The organism is Gardnerella vaginalis 1500E (assembly GCF_000263595.1).
Taxonomy (GTDB): Bacteria; Actinomycetota; Actinomycetes; order Actinomycetales; family Bifidobacteriaceae; genus Bifidobacterium; species Bifidobacterium vaginale_E.
In genome coordinates this window covers 70,747-88,467 of record NZ_ADES01000012.1, presented here as the reverse complement: position 1 = coordinate 88,467, position 17,721 = coordinate 70,747, and the positions used below count along the sequence as shown (strand labels likewise).

The window sequence follows — 17,721 nt, the reverse complement described above, 5'->3', positions numbered from 1 at the left end:
ATTTTCTAATAATAACTATGAATTCTATCATTATTTTCCGACGATTGGCGAGTTTTTGTTACGACGATTGTCGGGATTTCATTCCGATGATTGGCGAAATTCTGTTCCGATGTTTGGCGGCATCAGTGAGGATGATTGGAAAGCGCGGTGCGTGAAATACATGTCATCAAGTCATAAAGGGCAAGATATTTAGTGCGCTGTGATAGTTTGCGTTTTCGTTCTGACGTTTGTTTGTGTTCATGAAGGTGAGTGTAAGACTAAATAATCTTGTTAGAAAGAAAAAATTTGTGTTAGTTTGAAAGATTTAATAAAATACTCTCATTGGTGTAGCGTATGTAATTAACAGTACCCGATGCGCCTCTTAACAATGCGGACCAAGTCGGGTCTTTTGATTTTGGCCTATAACCAAGATATTTAACAAGGGAGTTGTTCAAGTGGTGAATAGTAGGAAGTTTGTAGCAAAAACGAAAGATGTTAGCTTAACGGTTAGAAGGGCTGATTCTTTTAGTATTAGTTATGTTAATTGTGAAAAAGACGTGTTTGGGATTGATGAAAATCAAGATGGTATAAAGCTCGTTCAAACAGAGAAAGTATCGGCTTTTTACTGGTTGCATTGGCTTGCTAAAGGCAGTCCTGAGGTAATTGTTTCGTTGCCAGAGAGTGTTGATTTTTGTGAGATTGAAGCTGAGTCGAATCAAGTACTAGTAACAGATATTAAAGCTGACAAGATTTATGCGGAAGTTCATAACGGCAGGGTGGAAGCAAGAAATGTTCAGGCGAATGATGTTTTTCTAAAGTGTCTTAATGGTTCTGCTGTGGCGAATAATGTTAAGGCTGTTGCTTCTTGCATGGTGGATACGTTAAATGGTACGAGTGTTTTAGAAGGAGAAATACCTAAGGATGCATGTCTTGAAGTAGTTTGTGAGAATGGTATTAGCGAGGTTTCTGATAAGCATAAAGCTAACCTTAGTTGTAATAATCTTGGGCGCAAAACAGATGCATGTGCTCACTACGTTGTGCATTGCTCGAATGGGAAAGCTGTAGTGAAGTAATACTGTTTTGGTGTTTTGTGTCCGTCACTGTGACTAGTCGCACGAAATAGAGTTTGGCATATTCTAAAAATGCTTCGGAATGTTGGAGTATTAGGCTTGGTGGTTTTTAATCCAAGTGTAAAGGTCATTTTCATTTGCTTTGCTTGATGCAACTTTGAGAATAATATCGATCAGTTCTTCATCTTTATAAGACAACATAATGTTGTTGAGTGCCAGAAAGATTAGCATGACATGTGTGCCGATACGCTTGTTTCCATCTATAAAAGGGTGGTTTTTTATAAGACCAAAAGCTAGACGTGCTGCCTTATCTAATACAGATGGGAAAAGTTCATTCTCGTCAAATGTTTGCAGTGGAGTCTTTAATGCAGAATCAAGCATTCCTACATCTCGGATACCTGAAGAACCGCCGCTTGTTTCAATCAGAGCCTGGTGAAGTTTAATCACCTGTTCTCGTGTTAAATACTTCATTTGGCAAGTTCCTCATAGACTTTTTTATTCTTTTTGATGAACATGTTGGATAACGCCATAACTTCATCGTCTGCTGGAACAGTAACTTTTTCAGTTTTGGCTTTTGGGAATTCTAAAATTACATAGCGAGGAGCGTTGTTTTTCAAAATAACAGCTGATCCGTACGTGTCAACAAGTCGCGCAACTTTAGAAAAGTTTTGATTTGCTTCGGAAATAGAAACAAGTGTGTCTGTATTTACATTCATATGTATAACCTCCATTTTTAGGAGAATTATAGCATATATTTTAGGATAAATAAATCCTAAGTATTTTGAGAGTCATTTTATAAATGACATATAGTCTATATGCGATTTAGTTGTTTATGTTTTGGGGAACAAAATGGTATAAAAATTGTAAAAAGTTCCCTACATTATTTGATTTCTCACGGTAGGGGCTTGTTGGTTATTCCAGAAAATAAGGTTCCTGAGTTTAAGAAGTTGCTTGTTGAGTATTATGAGGGTGAAGATTTGCAGGTGATTGCTTCGTTTATGAGGGAATGTTGTTGGAGGCATTAAACCGCGTGATTATGTTGGTTCTTCTGTTTCTTCGAATCTTGCTGTTTATGAAAATTATAGTTTGCTAGTAAATGAAGAAATTAGTGTCGATAGTCTAGACAAATTAATAAAAAAAATAGGATATTTATTAAGATTATTACAGTAATCAGAGCGAATGGTAGATCTTGTTTACTTAATAGTCTGTTTTATGAGCATTTGATACAAAGTGGTGTTAACGAAAAGGAGGCTAGTAGTGTTATGAGAAGGAAAACTATTTTTTGTAAAACCATTTTTCAAAGTTGTCTTGTTATGCTTTTGCTGCTAGGTTCTCTCTTTTCTCTTGCTGGATGTTCCGACGATGATGAGAAGGCGGCGCTTGCGTCGTATCATTGGGAAACAGTGGCGGTGTCTCAAGAAGAGTTTCGTATACCAGATAACTATATGAATAAGGATGAGTTGTATCTCTTTGTGTCACGAGATATTCTGGATTCTCATTATGATTTGTCTAAAGTTACTCTTGGAGATAAGCCAATCAAATTAGTTGACTCACAGTTTAATTTGCCTAGTTCAGGGTATAAAGCTTTATTTTTAGTTGGTAAATTTGATTTAAAAGACAAGCCAAGCTCTAATGTTCTTAAAGTACCAGGGATTAATAAAACAGGTAATGTTGCTGTAGGTTATAAGAAGAAATAGTAGTATTTTGCACTAAATGCTTAGTGTGAATGTTGAAAGTGTTTATATCAGTCGAGGAATCCTATTCATGTAAATTGTGTTGCAATATGCGACACAGTATTTTATGATGTGTGTATGGAGGTTGATTGATATGGCAGTTACTAAAACAGCGAATGTGAATGTGAGAATACAGGAAAATATTAAGCAGCAGGCGGAGAAGATTTTGGAAACTATTGGAGTTCCTAGGGCTACTGCTATTGACATGTTTTATCGTCAAATCATTCTTAATAAGGGTATTCCGTTTTCGCTTACTATTCCGAAGTCGCTTCCGGCGCAAGATGATATGGATGAGAAAACGTTTAACGCGTTGATGGCTAAAGGCTATGATCAGGCGGTTCGCGGTGATAGTTATCCGATAGATGATGTTTTTGAAGAGCTTGAACGTTGATTAGCAGCCGTGGTGTGAGCTTGGTTTTAGAAGAATACGCGTAAAAAATTATTACGTTTATTTTTGTATTGATGAGAGTAGAAAAGAAGTTCAAATACTCGCGGTTATTTACGTGAGAAGAGATCAGGCTAATCAACTGGAACAATTGTAATGTAAACGTTGTTATCAAGCCAATCTTAAACCTTTTAACGATAGCTTTTCCTATCGTTAAAAAGTGCACCCACTTTTTTGTTTGTATATTTGGTTGTATCATACATTATTTTTCTAGTAGAAGCTGTGATTTATGGAAAAGAAAAATTTTATGTATGCGAAAAGCTTGCACTTATTGGAAAAATAAAAAATTTTTCTTTAATAAAGTTTGTATGTATGGTTTTTTTTTAATAGTAATACTATTAAAGCTAAACAGACTATTATGGATTCTAATTTTAATAGAATTGCATTCTTATTAGAATTGCAATCTTATTAGAATTGCATATTAAAAATAAGGAGCACGTATGCGACTAATTAGACCAGATAGTAAATATATCCAAGGTTATATAGAAGCTAATGAAGAAGATGAAATTTTTAGGCCGAATGCAGAAAGACGTTTTATACACCCTGAGACGATTATAGAGAGTTCTTATAACTATGAGCATGGTATAAATTTGCCTGAAAATTATGTTAAAGCTACTACATTTTGGCTGATAGATAATGAAAAATTTATTGGTGAAATTAATATTAGGCATGAATTAAATTCTTTTTTAATTAACTATGGTGGTCACATAGGGTACGAGATTAGACAGTCTGAATGTATGAAGGGCTATGGAACAAAAATGCTTTCTATGGCACTTACATATTGTAAAGAGACTTTGAATCTGCATAAAATTTTGATTACGTGCGATGATGACAATATTGGCTCGATACGAGTTATAGAAAATAATGGTGGAATTTTAGAAAATAAAGTGAAAAATAGCTTATCAAGAGGAAACGTTACAACAAGAAGGTATTGGATTAATATATAGGAAAAATATTAAATTTTATCTATACTGACCACTCAATCGTGGATTAGGACAATTTTTAGACATTTTGTATAATCAAAGCACTATATTCCGTGATTGCATTTTCTGGAGAAAGATGATGAGTGAGATGAATGTGAGGCCAGTTCTTTTCAAGCATGCTTTTTGGGATAATGTGATTATAGAAACTATTGCTGGCGTTTGCACTCTTATTATTGCGCTGCTTGTACAGCAGTTCGTAGGCCACCGCGTACTAGGTTGGGAAACTGTGGTCATACTCGCGTTGAGTGTTGTGGTGTTTTCGCTGCTAAGTGCAGCGTATCTGCAGTGGTATAGGCATCGCAGACCAGATGACGGGTATTTGCTTATTGGAATCATCGATTTTGTGCTCAGGCTTCTGGTGACTTCTGGTATTGCTTTATTGCTTGTTTCAAATACTACGCTGCTAAGCATTATTATTGGTGCAGCGATTACTAGTGTGTTGCTGTTTGTTTTTGAAAAGCCTTGGCAGCCAGGTATGACGGATGTGCAATTACAGGAAGCTTCAAAGAAATCGGTTGAGCTTGGCGTTCAAATGCTTGAAGAAGAACGCGTAAAGCGCGCCGAGGTGAGAAACAAGATTGCATTACAGCATGCGAGTGCAGGTAAAACAGGCACTCCTGGAGGTACGTCTTTAACATTCTCCTCGTTAATTGTTGCGAATATGCTGATGGAAGCAGTATATGCTGTTGTTACATTTTTGCTTGCATTGATGCTGCAATGGTGGATGCTGGGTAGTATCGCTGGCTGGCGAACGCTACTCGTCATATTCTTGGGCAATATGCTATTTTCTTGCGCGGCGTCTGCGGTTATGGTTCTGATGGGCGCATTGAAGGCTGATCAACAGAAATGCCTAACAAAAAATTGGCCTTTCTTGGTTATTGTTGTACTGCTTCGACTGCTGATCTTTGGTGTTCTCGCTTGGCTGCTTACACCGAGCTTGGTGTGGGTAAGCGTAGTCGTTGGTATTGTGCTTACCAATATTGTTCTCGTTATAAAGCATCATCCATGGAGAAGAACCGCAGTAGCCGCATAAGATTTTATAAAACTGTTTTCTTCTTCTTTGAGCAAAGGGCTCTACGTACGTCGAAAGCGTTGTGTTGATGTTAAGGTCTGATTAGGTGGGTGTATTTTAGGCTTTGTGCTTTTGGTTTCTTCTTCGTAAAAACTCTTTAACAATGATTGGAATTATAGTTGGGATACATTCAAGAGTAATAAAAAATGTAATGTACGTGCAAGTCCAGCTACTACCCAATTGCCGAGGAGACTCTTGTAATATCAATAAATCAATAGCAGGGGCGATAAGCGCGATAGCGATGGTTTTACAAACTCCTAAGTTTTCGAGTGTTTTTTGATTGACAACAATCGAGTAAAGAAGAATTTTTGTTAAACCAAGTGCATGAGCTATAACAATGAGTAAAAAGGGTGAGTCATAAACAATTTCCCAATCGAGTGATTTAAGAGAATTGATAATAAGTCCTAAAAGAGGGAGTAATAATGAAAAAAGGAATAATCGTATAGCTTGATATACAGATTTCTTCATAACTAACCTCCTTAAATTTATATAGTCAAGTGGATGCCTACTGTCATAGACAGACTATTTTTCACTCATTTTACGTTAATTTATCTTACTTGGAAAGTTGGGATAATCATATCCGATTAAAATCTAGCGGTCATTGGCAGACGGGGTTTAAGGAGCTTGGGTAAATACTGTACCGTTTTCACTAAGGCAGCGTAGGTGTGATAAGCGAGATTTTGTTTGCTTTTATGAGCATGACATAAAGTTCAGAGAAATTTTGACGATTTGATGTGTCATAAGTATTGGTTCGTATAGAAGTAGCGTCTTTAATATATTTAATATTGCGTATCGAATATGCTTGCTTATATGGATGAGAAAACGTTTAATGCTTTGATGAGAGTAGAAAAGAAGTTCAAATACTCGCGATTATTTACGCTAGAAGAGACCAGGCTAAGCAACTGGAATAATTAGAACAATTGTAAATCGTAAGCGCAATATAGGAAACAGAATGTAGGGATAGAAAAATGTTAGATTCGTCGACGAAAGAGAAAGAAAAGCAGGAACATACTCCTACAGATGAGAAAAATCCTCTATATTGTGAATCACATGAGCAAATATGTGAAAACCTTCGCAGTGCAAATAAGGGATCATCCAAGTATAAGGTTTTGCAGCCGAGTGCGGAAATCTTTTCCATCTTAATGATTATTGGAACTGTTTTTATGGCGTTCAATAAGCTACAGCTTTTTGGATGGATCACTTATTGTTTTGCAATTCTGCTTCTTGTTGTAGTTTCTCTTATTTGGGTTATTTGTGTTATTTGGCAGCGCAATATACATAGTCGTTTTAGGAGTGCAAATGTAGAGCGTAATAAATCTTTTCTTAGCTATGGCAAGCAACGGTGGAAGGGTAGAATCTCGCTGATTCTTTGTTGCTTTTTTGTGTTAAGTGGTATTCTAACTGCATTCTTTGGAATAACTGCGGTACGTCTTCCAAATCAGTGGCTTTTGCAGACTTGGGCGTATGTTATATGCGCGGCAATGCCAGTTGTTTGGATGATTACGATTTCTCTTGTATGTGTCTTCTATAATCTTTATCTTATCTCACTCGTACGGAAGATAGGTATAAGAATTGTACTTCGTTGTCTACATGTTCTGCTTTGTGTGCTGATTATCTTAGGTCTTGGATTTTTTGACGTTTTGTTTATTGTTGGCAGATATTCTGTGAAACAAAATGATAATGGTACGTACACAGAGCACGTGGATGATATGTATGCTCCTTTTGAGTATTATCTTTATAAGTCTGAAGGCCCATTTTTCCTTAAGTATCTTCGGCCAATGAAAGATTCAAGTGATACTGATCCAAAAATAAGTGAATCTGAGTGGTGTAGTAGAATTGATCGTAATAACAGGAAAGATACAAGATTAAAAGATGCAAGATTAAAGGCTGAAGAGCCAGATAAAAATTACGATTTGCATGATGCCGCTGAGCGTGATTTAGAATCAAAGAGGGAAAGAAATGCAGCGATTAAGATATTTGATAAGTATTTTGCGGCGAAAGGCTTTGCGTTCAAGGAGAACTATACCGCCAAGGGGGATATGTATTTTGTTCTGAGTGAAAGCCGTTCGGACATTACCTATCTGCAGTATAACAGGGACTCTCAGGATGGAAAATGTGGTCTTTATATTCTGTTTAAGGCTTCAAAATCTTCAGATGGAAGCTGGTCGCCGAGTGATGCTTGTATGCAGAACACCTATACTTATGAATATAGCACTGGGCTAATTGCAAAGAGCAGTAGGTCATATTGGTAGTAGGGTTGATTGGTTATATGTAGGAATATAAGACTATCGGAAGATTACTAGATAGTAGCATCCATAATTGTGTGCTCTAGTTGCTTATATTTTGGGGAACAAAACGGTGTAAAAATTGTAAAAAAGTTCCCTACATTATTGATTATTGGGGAACAAAACGGTATTTTATTTAAGTAAATGTTCCCCAATTTATGTGAAAAAGGAGTGTGAAGATGGCTGCAAAATATGATGATGTGCAAGAATTGCTTAGAAAAAAGGCTGATATTAATGCTCGCTTGAGTTTGCTTGCGTATGATGGTACTCCTGAAATCAAAAATCGTGGAGATGGTAAATATTTATACACCAGAAAGCGTGTTTCGGGAAAGTTGACGTCCACGTATGTTGGTGTGTATTCGGACGATTTGTATAATCTTCTTCTTCGCAATGCAAGTGAATCTAGGCAATTGCGTAAGGAACTTCGCGCTGTAGTAAGGCAGCTTGCGAATGCCGGATATTCTAATAGTGAGTTATCTGCTGATTTGGTGAACAATATTGCTTTTGCAAGGGCTAACTTAAAGGCGAATATTTACGATCAGGCGGTTTTGGAAGGTGTTGCTACTACTTTTCCTCAAACTGAAGAGATTATAGATAACGGGAAAGTGTTTGGTGTTTCTGCGAGTGACGTTCAAAAAATCTTGAATTTGAAGCATGCTTGGGAGTTTATTTTAGACGAGGATGTTGTATTAAGCAGGTCTGATTATTACATGCTCAGTCATATAGCGAAGCTTGTTAATGAGGGTTTTTTCTTAGACGGCGGTCGTATTAGGGGTGTTCCTGTTGCGATTGGTGGATCTACTTATATTCCGCCTATTCCTAATGAAATAGATGTTAAAGAAAAAATAAGGAATATTGTTGAAAGTGAGGAAGATAGTGAGAATGTTGAAGGTAGAGTTGGAAGGAAAGAGCCTATTGATATTGCGATTGAATTATGCGTTTATTGTATGAAGTCGCAGATATTTTTAGATGGGAATAAGAGGGCTTCTGTGATTTTTGCGAATCATTATTTGATTTCTCACGGTAAAGGCTTGTTGGTTATTCCAGAAAATAAGGTTCCTGAGTTTAAGAAGTTGCTTGTTGAGTATTATGAGGGTGAAGATTTGCAGGTGATTGCTTCGTTTATGAGGGAATATTGTTGGAGGCATTAAACCGCGTGATTATGTTGGTTCTTCTGTTTCTTCGAATCTTGCTGTTTATGAAAATTATAGTTTGCTAGTAAATGAAGAAATTAGTGTCGATAGTCTAGACAAATTAATAAAAAAATAGGATATTTATTAAGATTATTACAGTAATCAGAGCGAATAGGAGATCTTGTTTACTTAATAATCTGTTTTATAATCATTTGATACAAAGTGGTGTTAACGAAAAGGAGGCTAGTAGTGTTATGAGAAGTAAAACTATTTTTTGTAAAAACATTTTTCAAAGTTGTCTTGTTATGCTTCTGCTGCTAGGTTCTCTCTTTTCTCTTGCTGGATGTTCCGACGATGATGAGAAGGCGGAGCTTGCGTCGTATCATTGGGAAACAGTAGCGGTGTCTCGGGAAGAGTTTCGTATACCAGAAAACTATATGAACAAAGATGAGTTGTATCTCTTTGTGTCACGAGATATTCTGGATTCTCATTATGATTTGTCTAAAGTCACTCTTGGAGATAAGCCCATCAAATTAGTTGACTCACAGTTTAATTTGCCTAGTTCAGGACTTAAAGCTTTATTTTTAGTTGGGAAATTTGATTTAAAAGACAAGCCAGGCTCTTGTAAGTCAAGCTCTTGTGTTCTTAAAATACCAGGGATTAATAAAACAGGTAATGTTGCTATAGGTTATAAGAAGAAATAGTAATATTTTGCAAATGTTAAACAAATGTTTTGTGATTGCTTATATTTGAGTTTTTTGCGGAATGCTCATATAATTTTCCACGTAAAGCACATTTAAGTTTATGAGGTGTTGCGCTATGACTGCCCAAATGATAGCTAGTCTTAAGAACGGTTTGAAAGGCATATAAAAGCACATAAAACAGCTTAAGATACATATTCTTTAGCAGTATTAAACACGCATTGCACATGATGTTTTGTCATTATGTTTGCACATGCGCGCTGGTTTTTCTGTGGTTTTTGCACGTTTTTTGCATGTTTTTGCGTGTTCTTATCGTTCTTGTAAGCAAGCGTTATCTTTTCTTATCTGACTAACTGATTTTCATTGTTGAAATTTATTCAATAACAGTAAGAATTAAGGTTTAATAAAAGTAAGAATTAAGCTTTAATAACACGTAAGAACGAAGCAATAATAATGAATAATAATATAGAAAATGCAACTAATAGTCGCGATAACAATAATAAGCAGTCATCTAGCAACTTAATATTGCGTATTGATAATATAACAAGATCTTATTCTCGTGGATTCGGTCGTAAGAAAACAACTCGCCAAGTTTTACATAACGTATCTTTTGATATTCATTCTGGTGAAATATTTTGCTTGCTTGGCCCTAATGGTGCAGGTAAAACAACTACCGTGAAAATTGTTGGCACGTTGTTAGCTCCTGATAGTGGTAGTGTTCGTATTGCCAGTATTGATGCTGTGAGTAATCCTCGAGAAGCACGTAAGCACGTGTCGTTACTTCTTGGAGGTGAGCGAGGATTTTATCAAAAGTTAAGTGCATTAGATAATCTTCGTTATTTTGCGGATCTTTCCGCTGTTCCATATAGGGAGCAAGGAAAGCGTATTCACGATGCTCTTGAGCAAGTTGATTTACTTGATAAAGCTCATGATGCTGTTCAAACTTTTTCAAGGGGAATGTGGCAGCGATTACATATTGCTCGATCGCTGGTTGCTAGAACGGATCTTATGCTTTTAGATGAGCCTACCACTGGTTTGGATCCTGAAAATGCTAGGAAAGTACGTGAAATTATTCATGCTTTACGAGATCAAGGAATAGCGATTTTGCTAACTACGCATGAGATGAGTGAGGCTGAAAAATTAGCTGATACTGTTGCTGTAATAAATCACGGTAATATTATCGCTCAGGGAAGTGTGCAGCAGTTGGCTTCTTTGCAGCATATTGATCATGTAACAATGTACGCGTATGACGGTGAAGCATCAAGCGGAACTCCTAGTGTTAAGGAAGAATTGCAAAAACTTGATGGAGTGTTGTGGTGTGATGTTTTTGAATCACACGGAGTGTTAAATATTACTATCGCGTGGAGTAAAACATTATCTCAAGAACGAAATATTAAAATTTCTGTTGATGGGATTACGCGTTTAGGTGATCGTGCTGCAAGTTTGGAAGAAACGTATCTTGCTATTGTGCAAAATGATAATATTTCTGCGTCAAATACTTCTACTTCTACTTCTGCTGTTACGCTGTCTTCTTCGCCGTCCTCACTCCCATTAAGTAAGTAGGAGGCTTAATATGAATACTTCTACTCATTCATACGCTTCTGTGATTCGTGGCATGTGGTTTCAGCTTAAAAGCTTAGCGAAAACAACGTTTTTCTTGCAAAATGCGATACTTGCTCCAGTATGTTTTGCGTTGATGAAAATTGTTGCCTACTATGGTTTTTCTCATAATTGTGCTAATTGTCTTAATAATATTTGGGTTGATTCTTCTATAGCTGGATTATGGTCTGCTACAACTACTGCTGTTGGAATTATTGGATACCAGCGTTATTTAGGAACATTACAATATTTAACTTTAAGTGTTATCTCACCTTCTGCAGTGTTTCTTCCTATTGTAGGATCCGCAGCTTTACTTGGGTGCATTGGTATGCCGCTTGCGATTATTACAGTGGCTGTTTTCTGCCATGGGTTCTTTATGATAACATTCACGCAGCTAGTTGGATACTTACTTTCTATGCTTGCTTGCGTAGCTTCTGCTGCATTATTATCTGGAATTTTTGTATTATGCCGTAAAGCTACAGTTTATGAAGGTTTGATTTTAATTCCTGTATGGATGCTTTGTGGAATAGTGATCCCTGTAGAATCAATGCCATTGCCTGCTCGCATTATTGCGTTTATTCATCCGCTTACGTCTGCAGTGTGGGTGTCTCATGCGCAAGCGTTTAATGCTACTACTGTGTTAGCAATTGTGTTATGTGTTGTATTATCCAGCGTTCTGCTTGTTATTGCAGGTTTTATGTTACGTCATGCTATTCGACTTGCAACGCTTAATGGAAGTTTGAACATAATATGATACGAAATAATAATCAGGTTGAAACTATGCGAAATAAAATTATTCAAAATAGTAAGTGCGCTAGATTGCATCAATATAATCAATATTCACAGTATGGTCACGTGAGCGTGTTATCTAGTATACGAACTGGTGCAAGAGTGAGTATACAGAGTATACCTAGCTTAAATAGTTGGAATACTGCTGTTATTCGTATGATTATTGAGCCTCTTTTATCCACGTTCTTATACGTTTTTCTAGCTGGAGCTGTAAGCGGAGGATTCAATGGAGCAGCTAGTGTAGCGACTAGCGCTGGTTTTAATCATAGTTTGATTGCTTCAACTCTTGCTGCTGTGATGGGTGCGTGTTCTATTTCCACAAGTATGACTGTGTCAGAAGCACTAGCATGGGATCGTTTTGAAGGCACGACACCATTCGTGCTTACAAGCGCGAAAGTTGCATTACCATTATGGTTCGGTCGTATTATTGCGCTCGTGACTATTTCTTTAGTGAGTGATGCTGTGACTTTGTTCATAACAATGCTTGTAGTAAGCCCAAGTGCTTTCTTTGTGATTAATATGAGTGCGTTGATGCTGTTGTTCCTTATTGTTCCTGTTGTTTCTACGGGATTTGGTATCGCTATAGCTGCTATAAGCATGATGATGAATGATGTTTATACTATTTCTAACGCGCTTAGTGCAATACTTCCTATTGTTTGTGGTGTGATTGCTCCAATTAGCGTATTTCCTAAGATGATGCAATACGTGTTATATGTGATTCCAGTAACTCATGTTACTCAAGCATCTCGTAGTATAGTTGATGGTTCTGTAAATGTTGGTGTATCGATACTTGTGATTCTTGTTGTTGGTGCGTTGTGGGCAATTGTTGGTGTGATCATATGGAATGTTGGTGTGGCGGTTCAACAGCATAAAGGTACTTTAACAAATATAGGGTTTTAGCTGATAAATATGGGATTTAGTTAATTATATAAAGATTAAATTCGCGTATGGAGAGTGGGTGTAAGACTAGTGGCATGTTGATTATTGCGTAAGATTGCTCAGCAAACTATTAAGCCAATCTTAAACCTTTTAACGATAGTTTTTCCTATCGTTAAAAAGTGCACCAAATATCCATAGTGTGCACTCAAAAAAGTGTAGCTATACTAGGAGTTCTCGCAAGTCAAGCTGAGTTTGATAAGTTCTAATTTAAAGACTTGAGTATTCTTGGCATAATAGGGTTATATATTAAAAACAAATTAGAACTTGAGTGAGGCTAAAAAGATGAAATTAAATAAAAATAATTATGTACTGATAGGAATGTTATTTCTAGTTTTGGCAATAGTTTTAAATGTAATATCTAACATAAGTGATTTAGCAATTGGTATATTATATGGAATATCAATTGGTATATTGATTACAGGCATTATTAGGAAAAAGAAAACCTGTGATGGAAGCTCGCACGATAGAGGTGTACGGCAAGACATATAAGAAAATGCAGCATCACCGGATCGCACTACGAAAAACGCAGATATCCGTGCAGGTCGAGTCGAGGCGATGGGAAAAAGGCGGAATGAATTATGACTGATTATTTTAAAGAAGCTTTAGAATACAAAGGTGAGCTAATTGAAAAAAGAAGAGCCTTGCATCAAATTCCTGAAGTTGGACTGGATTTACCAAAAACAAAGGCATATGTAAAGGGTGAGCTCGAAGAACTTGGTCTTGAAGTAAAAGAATATGGTACATCCGGTTTATCTACCCTTATTCAAGGTGAAAAAGGTGAAGGAAAATGCATTATGATTAGGGCAGACATGGATGCCCTTCCAATGAATGAAGAAAGTGGTTTGCCCTTTGCATCAACCGGAAATACTGCCCACGCCTGTGGCCACGATCTCCATTCTTCTATTGCCTTAACTGCTGCAAAAGCTCTATTAAAAGAAAAGGCACATTTCAAAGGCGCAGTAAAATTTATGTTCCAACCTGCTGAAGAAATTTTTGCAGGAGCTAAAATGATGATTGAGAACGGAGTATTAGAAAATCCTCAGGTGGATAGGGCCCTTGCACTTCACACAGGTCTTGACGGAGAAACAGGTTCAATTTGTTACAATGAAGGCTATTTTGCTACAAGCTCAGATAACTTCAAAATTACAATTAAGGGTAAAGGCGGCCATGGCGCATATCCTCACACTACGATTGATCCGATACATGTAGCTGTCAATATTTACACAAATTTCTTAGAGCTAATCGCCCGCGAATGTCCACCTCAAGAAACGAGTACATTGACCTTTGGAATGCTAAGTGCCGGTTCAAACTCAAATGTTATTCCGGCTTTTGCAGAAATGCAAGGAACACTTCGCGCATACAATCCGGAGGTTAGAAATAAATTAAAATCAAGAATGCTGGAAATTATTGAAGGATTAAAGATCTCAACCAAAGCTGAAATCGATCTTGACTTCTTCACCGGAGTTCCAAGCCTTTATTCAGATCCGGAATTCACAAGAGAAATTGTGGGCTATATAAAAAATAGTGATTTTGATGGCGAACTTATTCCTGACACAAAAATAATGGCAAGCGAAGATATGGCTCTTGTGGCTGAAAAAGTTCCAACCGCCTATTTCAGTGTAAATTGCAAATTGCCGGACAACAACTTTAGCCACCACAATCCTGGAGTGAATTTTGACGAGAATATGATGCCAATTGGGCTGGGGCTAATGCTTACAGCCGTTGTCAACTGGCTAAACAACAACTAATTTGCATTAAAAAGGCCTTAAGATTTGACCACTTTGCACTTACCTTCAAAAGTTGGATTTCTTGGTTCAACTTTTGGAGGTCAGTGCATGACTCAAACAGCTCTTTTATGGGCTGTTTTTTTTATTTGCTTCGGAATAATGACCACTCAAGCTACGTGGAGAGCGTTTGCTTGATGTCAAAGGCTTTTGAGTAGCCGAGTGCATTTTTGCCCTTGTGTAGCAGGGGTTTACAGGGTATATCGTTAAAAGGTTTAATTATTGGTGACTGTAGGCTGGCTTGGTGCGGTTTTTGAGCGTGTTTTGGCTGTTTTCACTCGAGTGATATTAATTCGATTGTGTATGTTTTGGGGAACAAACCGTCGCAATAATCGTAGAAAAGTTCCCTACATTATTTGCATTCTTATGCTGTTACGGTTGGTAACTATAGTGTTTCACCTTGTTTCTTTTTCCGTTGTAAATTATTTGTTAGTTTGTAATTAGGCGGTATCTAAATCAAATGTTTCAATACTAATTTGGTTTCCGTCAAGTAATTTCATGATGTGTAATAAGTGATTTGAAAGGAGTTTTGTCATGAGTAGTGTTATATCTTTGGGAGAAAAAATTAGAAAGGCTCGTCTGGAAGCCGGGTTGACGCAGGAGGAGCTTTCGGAATTATTGATGGTATCTCGTGCTGCTGTAGCAAAATGGGAAACGAATCGGGGTTTGCCGGATATCGAGAATCTGAAATTTATTGCATCTGCTTTAAGCGTGAGTGTTGATTATCTTTTAGATGAGAACAATAGCGTTGATTTTTCTATTACTAAGAAGCCTATTAATCTCAATAAATATGGTTTAGACGGTAGGTTGAGCAGTTTTAAGAAGTCGAAAATTAAAGAGCAGGTTGTTCTAGATGAATATCCTGACTCAGAAATCAATATGCTAACTGTTGTTAAAACTTATAACAGTTCATCTGAGAAGATAGTGGATAATTTTGTTGGATGGTTTTCTACTCTCCTTGGAGGATTGCCATTGTTTGGCATATATGATTTCAGTAAAGCTGTCTCCACTCTTGGGGTTGATCAGTATTATTTGGTGGATAAAAAAGATAAGCAGTATTTCGTGCTTATAAACGATGAGTATATTATTAGCAGAATTATGGGAGTGGCGTTTAATAGTAAAAAGTTCCGTATTGGAGATAAAGAATTTATGAAAGTTGGTTTGCTTCGTAATAAGTAGTAAATATTAAGCAGAAGACTGAGCAGATTTTGGAAACGATTGTAGTTCCTAGGGCTACTGCTATTGACATGTTTTACCGTCAAATCATTCTTAATAATGGTATTCCGTTTTTGCTTACTATTCCAAAGTCGCTTCCAGTACAAGATGATATGGATGAGAAAACGTTTAATGCTTTGATGGCTAAAGGCTATGATCAGGCGGTTCAAGGTGATAGTTATCCGATAGATGATGTTTTTGAGGAGCTTGAACACTGATGAGCAACCGTGGGGTAAGCTTGGGTTTAGGAAAATACGCGTAAAAAACTATTACATTTACTTTTTGGTTGATGAGAATAGAAAAGAAGTTCAAATACTCGCGGTTATTTACGTTAGAAGAGATCAAGCTAGACAACTGGAAGAATTGTAACGTAAAGCGCTATCAAGCAGGCCTTAAACCTTTTTGCGATTACCTTTTTCTATCGTTAAAAGTTGCACCCACTATTCATAGTGTGCACTCAAAAAAGTGTAGATATACTCGGAGTTCTCGCAATCCAAGCAGAGTTTGATAAGTTCTAATTTAAAGACTTGAGTATTCTTGGCATAATAAGGTTAATGTAAAACATAAATTTGAATTTGTTGAGGTGATTATGAATTTAGAAGAATTAAGAAATGATATTATTATCAAACAAAAAAAGGGGCTGCCATTTATTATTGTTTCAGTTTTAATTTGGACAATGATTTTCTTCGTTTATACACTAAATATTAGCATTGAGTTCAAAAATATTTTGGCTTTTTGCTGCTCAACACCTTTACTCCCATTGTCATGGATGATAGGAAAGAAAATGGGTGTAGATATATTTTCAAAAGAAAATGAGCTAAGCCATTTAGGATTTTTATTCACAATGAATCAGATTTTATATTTGTTAATTGTAATGTGGGTTTTTAATGCACTACCAAGCAAAATGGTTATGGTCTATGCGATGGTTTTTGGCGCCCATTTATTACCATATTCATGGTTATATAAGTCAAAATCCTATAAGTTATTTGCTATTATAATTCCCATATTGGCACTTGTTATAGGTAATTTATTTAGTGGGGTTGTTGTGGCGGGAATAGTAGCAGTCACAGAACTTATTTTTGTATTTATCTTACAAAAAGAGGTAAGAATTTTTAAGAACAAGGATCATAAATCCCAGCTTGTCGAACTGAATAAAATATATTACTAAGACATTTACGAAAAAGTAGATGTCTTTTTTCATGCCCATTTTTAAGGTGGGACGTGACAGGGCGTATTAAATGCACGCTTCCTAGTTGGAGTGGTTTAGCTTATAAAGTTCCTAGAACCTATCTAGATAAATGTAAGAAAAGACTGCAACTCAAGCAGTGCGGCGTTTATTTTTTGTTCGGCAAGAATGATAATGACGAGGATGAAGTATACATCGGGCAGGCTAGTAACAGAAAAAATGGTGAAGGTGTTCTTTTTAGAGTTAATGAACACCTAAAAGACGATTTTTACTTTAGTGAAGCGGTTATGTTTACGACGAGTGACAATTCTTGGGGGCAACGGAAATAAGTTATCTTGAAAACAAATTTACTAACCTTGCTATTGATACTGATCGTTACAAGGTAAGGAATGGTAATGATCCTAACCCTGGTAATGTGACGGAAGAAAAAGAAGCGGAGTTAGAAATCAAGACACTGTATTTGCTACGAAGGACAGCCGCCTGATATGTCGGTCAAAAAAGCATGTCGTTTTTTGAGAAAGGTATGTCGTTTTTTGGATAGTATGTCGCTTTTGCTGGTTGGCTGGATAGATTTCGATTATTACTCCCAAAACGTGTGTAAATACACGTGAGAAAGCTTCAGGTGGAGGAAGATGAATATGTCGTCCCATGGTTTTGAAGACTATGGACTTCAAATAAAAAAGATATCCCAATACGTTGCCTGCGGTGTAACAGAGATTTTTTCTTAGCGCAGATGAGATCGAAATCGATGATAGCTGCGAAAATGCTCCTATGGGAACGGGGATGCTCATATAGGTGATCAACTATA

20 protein-coding genes are annotated in these 17,721 nt (G+C 36.7%); 17 read left to right on the top strand and 3 right to left on the bottom strand.

The window, feature by feature from the left end:
- The first annotated feature begins 434 nt into the window (after positions 1 to 434).
- Positions 435 to 1,052: a DUF4097 family beta strand repeat-containing protein gene (locus tag CGSMWGV1500E_RS02355; RefSeq protein ID WP_004128502.1), complete on the top strand. Its 618-nt coding sequence runs from the start codon at positions 435 to 437 to the stop codon at positions 1,050 to 1,052.
- 90 nt (positions 1,053 to 1,142) lie between these two features.
- Here CGSMWGV1500E_RS02355 and CGSMWGV1500E_RS02360 read toward each other — a convergent pair whose 3' ends face one another.
- Both CGSMWGV1500E_RS02360 and CGSMWGV1500E_RS02365 read right to left on the bottom strand, forming a co-directional pair.
- Positions 1,143 to 1,520, bottom strand: coding sequence for a type II toxin-antitoxin system death-on-curing family toxin (locus CGSMWGV1500E_RS02360; RefSeq protein ID WP_004128499.1), 378 nt, complete (start codon positions 1,518 to 1,520; stop codon positions 1,143 to 1,145).
- The gene (locus tag CGSMWGV1500E_RS02365) at positions 1,517 to 1,765 is read right to left on the bottom strand and encodes a prevent-host-death protein (RefSeq protein WP_004128496.1); all 249 of its coding nucleotides are present in this window, start codon (positions 1,763 to 1,765) and stop codon (positions 1,517 to 1,519) included. Before CGSMWGV1500E_RS02365 ends, CGSMWGV1500E_RS02360 begins: the two co-directional genes overlap by 4 nt.
- 546 nt (positions 1,766 to 2,311) lie before the next feature.
- Here CGSMWGV1500E_RS02365 and CGSMWGV1500E_RS02370 point away from each other — a divergent pair.
- The 4 genes from CGSMWGV1500E_RS02370 to CGSMWGV1500E_RS02385 all read left to right on the top strand — a co-directional run bounded on the left by CGSMWGV1500E_RS02370 (position 2,312) and on the right by CGSMWGV1500E_RS02385 (position 5,243).
- Positions 2,312 to 2,746: a hypothetical protein gene (locus CGSMWGV1500E_RS02370; protein WP_004128494.1), complete on the top strand. Its 435-nt coding sequence runs from the start codon at positions 2,312 to 2,314 to the stop codon at positions 2,744 to 2,746.
- Positions 2,747 to 2,876: 130 nt separating this feature from the next.
- Positions 2,877 to 3,173 (top strand): type II toxin-antitoxin system RelB/DinJ family antitoxin, encoded by a 297-nt coding sequence (locus tag CGSMWGV1500E_RS02375; RefSeq protein ID WP_004128492.1) that lies wholly within the window; start codon positions 2,877 to 2,879, stop codon positions 3,171 to 3,173.
- Between the two features lie 494 nt (positions 3,174 to 3,667).
- Complete coding sequence (locus CGSMWGV1500E_RS02380; RefSeq protein ID WP_004128489.1) at positions 3,668 to 4,174, top strand: GNAT family N-acetyltransferase; 507 nt, start codon at positions 3,668 to 3,670, stop codon at positions 4,172 to 4,174.
- A gap of 115 nt (positions 4,175 to 4,289) precedes the next feature.
- Positions 4,290 to 5,243, top strand: coding sequence for a hypothetical protein (locus CGSMWGV1500E_RS02385; protein WP_004128486.1), 954 nt, complete (start codon positions 4,290 to 4,292; stop codon positions 5,241 to 5,243).
- A 96-nt stretch (positions 5,244 to 5,339) separates the two neighbouring features.
- Here CGSMWGV1500E_RS02385 and CGSMWGV1500E_RS02390 read toward each other — a convergent pair whose 3' ends face one another.
- A complete protein-coding gene (locus CGSMWGV1500E_RS02390) occupies positions 5,340 to 5,750 on the bottom strand; it encodes a hypothetical protein (RefSeq protein ID WP_004128465.1) in 411 nt (136 codons plus the stop codon).
- 500 nt (positions 5,751 to 6,250) lie between these two features.
- Between CGSMWGV1500E_RS02390 and CGSMWGV1500E_RS02395 the strand changes: the two genes are divergently transcribed.
- From CGSMWGV1500E_RS02395 to CGSMWGV1500E_RS06495, 12 genes are all read left to right on the top strand, one after another.
- Positions 6,251 to 7,534 (top strand): hypothetical protein, encoded by a 1,284-nt coding sequence (locus tag CGSMWGV1500E_RS02395; RefSeq protein WP_004128464.1) that lies wholly within the window; start codon positions 6,251 to 6,253, stop codon positions 7,532 to 7,534.
- Positions 7,535 to 7,746: 212 nt separating this feature from the next.
- Complete coding sequence (locus CGSMWGV1500E_RS02400; RefSeq protein WP_004128463.1) at positions 7,747 to 8,718, top strand: Fic family protein; 972 nt, start codon at positions 7,747 to 7,749, stop codon at positions 8,716 to 8,718.
- Positions 8,719 to 8,954: 236 nt separating this feature from the next.
- A complete protein-coding gene (locus CGSMWGV1500E_RS02405; protein WP_004128462.1) occupies positions 8,955 to 9,404 on the top strand; it encodes a hypothetical protein in 450 nt (149 codons plus the stop codon).
- A 450-nt stretch (positions 9,405 to 9,854) separates the two neighbouring features.
- A complete protein-coding gene (locus CGSMWGV1500E_RS02410; protein ID WP_004128461.1) occupies positions 9,855 to 10,964 on the top strand; it encodes an ABC transporter ATP-binding protein in 1,110 nt (369 codons plus the stop codon).
- A gap of 10 nt (positions 10,965 to 10,974) precedes the next feature.
- Complete coding sequence (locus CGSMWGV1500E_RS02415; RefSeq protein ID WP_004128460.1) at positions 10,975 to 11,754, top strand: hypothetical protein; 780 nt, start codon at positions 10,975 to 10,977, stop codon at positions 11,752 to 11,754.
- Positions 11,751 to 12,689 (top strand): ABC transporter permease, encoded by a 939-nt coding sequence (locus CGSMWGV1500E_RS02420; RefSeq protein WP_004128457.1) that lies wholly within the window; start codon positions 11,751 to 11,753, stop codon positions 12,687 to 12,689. Before CGSMWGV1500E_RS02415 ends, CGSMWGV1500E_RS02420 begins: the two co-directional genes overlap by 4 nt.
- A 617-nt stretch (positions 12,690 to 13,306) precedes the next feature.
- Positions 13,307 to 14,476 (top strand): M20 metallopeptidase family protein, encoded by a 1,170-nt coding sequence (locus tag CGSMWGV1500E_RS02425; protein WP_004128452.1) that lies wholly within the window; start codon positions 13,307 to 13,309, stop codon positions 14,474 to 14,476.
- A 570-nt stretch (positions 14,477 to 15,046) separates the two neighbouring features.
- A complete protein-coding gene (locus CGSMWGV1500E_RS02430) occupies positions 15,047 to 15,691 on the top strand; it encodes a helix-turn-helix transcriptional regulator (protein ID WP_004128450.1) in 645 nt (214 codons plus the stop codon).
- Positions 15,692 to 15,696: 5 nt separating this feature from the next.
- The gene (locus CGSMWGV1500E_RS02435; protein WP_050543269.1) at positions 15,697 to 15,945 is read left to right on the top strand and encodes a type II toxin-antitoxin system RelB/DinJ family antitoxin; all 249 of its coding nucleotides are present in this window, start codon (positions 15,697 to 15,699) and stop codon (positions 15,943 to 15,945) included.
- Positions 15,917 to 16,096: a hypothetical protein gene (locus tag CGSMWGV1500E_RS06550; protein ID WP_080572227.1), complete on the top strand. Its 180-nt coding sequence runs from the start codon at positions 15,917 to 15,919 to the stop codon at positions 16,094 to 16,096. Before CGSMWGV1500E_RS02435 ends, CGSMWGV1500E_RS06550 begins: the two co-directional genes overlap by 29 nt.
- Positions 16,097 to 16,316: 220 nt before the next feature.
- Positions 16,317 to 16,895: a DUF7010 family protein gene (locus tag CGSMWGV1500E_RS02440; protein ID WP_004128442.1), complete on the top strand. Its 579-nt coding sequence runs from the start codon at positions 16,317 to 16,319 to the stop codon at positions 16,893 to 16,895.
- A 53-nt stretch (positions 16,896 to 16,948) separates the two neighbouring features.
- Positions 16,949 to 17,242 carry a GIY-YIG nuclease family protein gene (locus CGSMWGV1500E_RS06495; protein ID WP_004128439.1) on the top strand — a complete coding sequence of 98 codons (294 nt, stop codon included), beginning with the start codon at positions 16,949 to 16,951 and terminating at the stop codon, positions 17,240 to 17,242.
- The last annotated feature ends 479 nt before the right edge of the window (positions 17,243 to 17,721 follow it).

Excerpts from the sequence above, each read along its gene's own strand:
- CGSMWGV1500E_RS02360 (WP_004128499.1), bottom strand. The coding sequence starts at position 1,520 with ATGAAGTATTTAACACGAGAACAGGTGATTAAACTTCACCAGGCTCTG.
- CGSMWGV1500E_RS02365 (WP_004128496.1), bottom strand. The coding sequence starts at position 1,765 with ATGAATGTAAATACAGACACACTTGTTTCTATTTCCGAAGCAAATCAA.
- CGSMWGV1500E_RS02370 (WP_004128494.1), top strand. The coding sequence starts at position 2,312 with ATGAGAAGGAAAACTATTTTTTGTAAAACCATTTTTCAAAGTTGTCTT.
- CGSMWGV1500E_RS02375 (WP_004128492.1), top strand. The coding sequence starts at position 2,877 with ATGGCAGTTACTAAAACAGCGAATGTGAATGTGAGAATACAGGAAAAT.
- CGSMWGV1500E_RS02380 (WP_004128489.1), top strand. The coding sequence starts at position 3,668 with ATGCGACTAATTAGACCAGATAGTAAATATATCCAAGGTTATATAGAA.
- CGSMWGV1500E_RS02385 (WP_004128486.1), top strand. The coding sequence starts at position 4,290 with ATGAGTGAGATGAATGTGAGGCCAGTTCTTTTCAAGCATGCTTTTTGG.
- CGSMWGV1500E_RS02390 (WP_004128465.1), bottom strand. The coding sequence starts at position 5,750 with ATGAAGAAATCTGTATATCAAGCTATACGATTATTCCTTTTTTCATTA.
- CGSMWGV1500E_RS02395 (WP_004128464.1), top strand. The coding sequence starts at position 6,251 with ATGTTAGATTCGTCGACGAAAGAGAAAGAAAAGCAGGAACATACTCCT.
- CGSMWGV1500E_RS02400 (WP_004128463.1), top strand. The coding sequence starts at position 7,747 with ATGGCTGCAAAATATGATGATGTGCAAGAATTGCTTAGAAAAAAGGCT.
- CGSMWGV1500E_RS02405 (WP_004128462.1), top strand. The coding sequence starts at position 8,955 with ATGAGAAGTAAAACTATTTTTTGTAAAAACATTTTTCAAAGTTGTCTT.
- CGSMWGV1500E_RS02410 (WP_004128461.1), top strand. The coding sequence starts at position 9,855 with ATGAATAATAATATAGAAAATGCAACTAATAGTCGCGATAACAATAAT.
- CGSMWGV1500E_RS02415 (WP_004128460.1), top strand. The coding sequence starts at position 10,975 with ATGAATACTTCTACTCATTCATACGCTTCTGTGATTCGTGGCATGTGG.
- CGSMWGV1500E_RS02420 (WP_004128457.1), top strand. The coding sequence starts at position 11,751 with ATGATACGAAATAATAATCAGGTTGAAACTATGCGAAATAAAATTATT.
- CGSMWGV1500E_RS02425 (WP_004128452.1), top strand. The coding sequence starts at position 13,307 with ATGACTGATTATTTTAAAGAAGCTTTAGAATACAAAGGTGAGCTAATT.
- CGSMWGV1500E_RS02430 (WP_004128450.1), top strand. The coding sequence starts at position 15,047 with ATGAGTAGTGTTATATCTTTGGGAGAAAAAATTAGAAAGGCTCGTCTG.
- CGSMWGV1500E_RS06550 (WP_080572227.1), top strand. The coding sequence starts at position 15,917 with ATGATGTTTTTGAGGAGCTTGAACACTGATGAGCAACCGTGGGGTAAG.
- CGSMWGV1500E_RS02440 (WP_004128442.1), top strand. The coding sequence starts at position 16,317 with ATGAATTTAGAAGAATTAAGAAATGATATTATTATCAAACAAAAAAAG.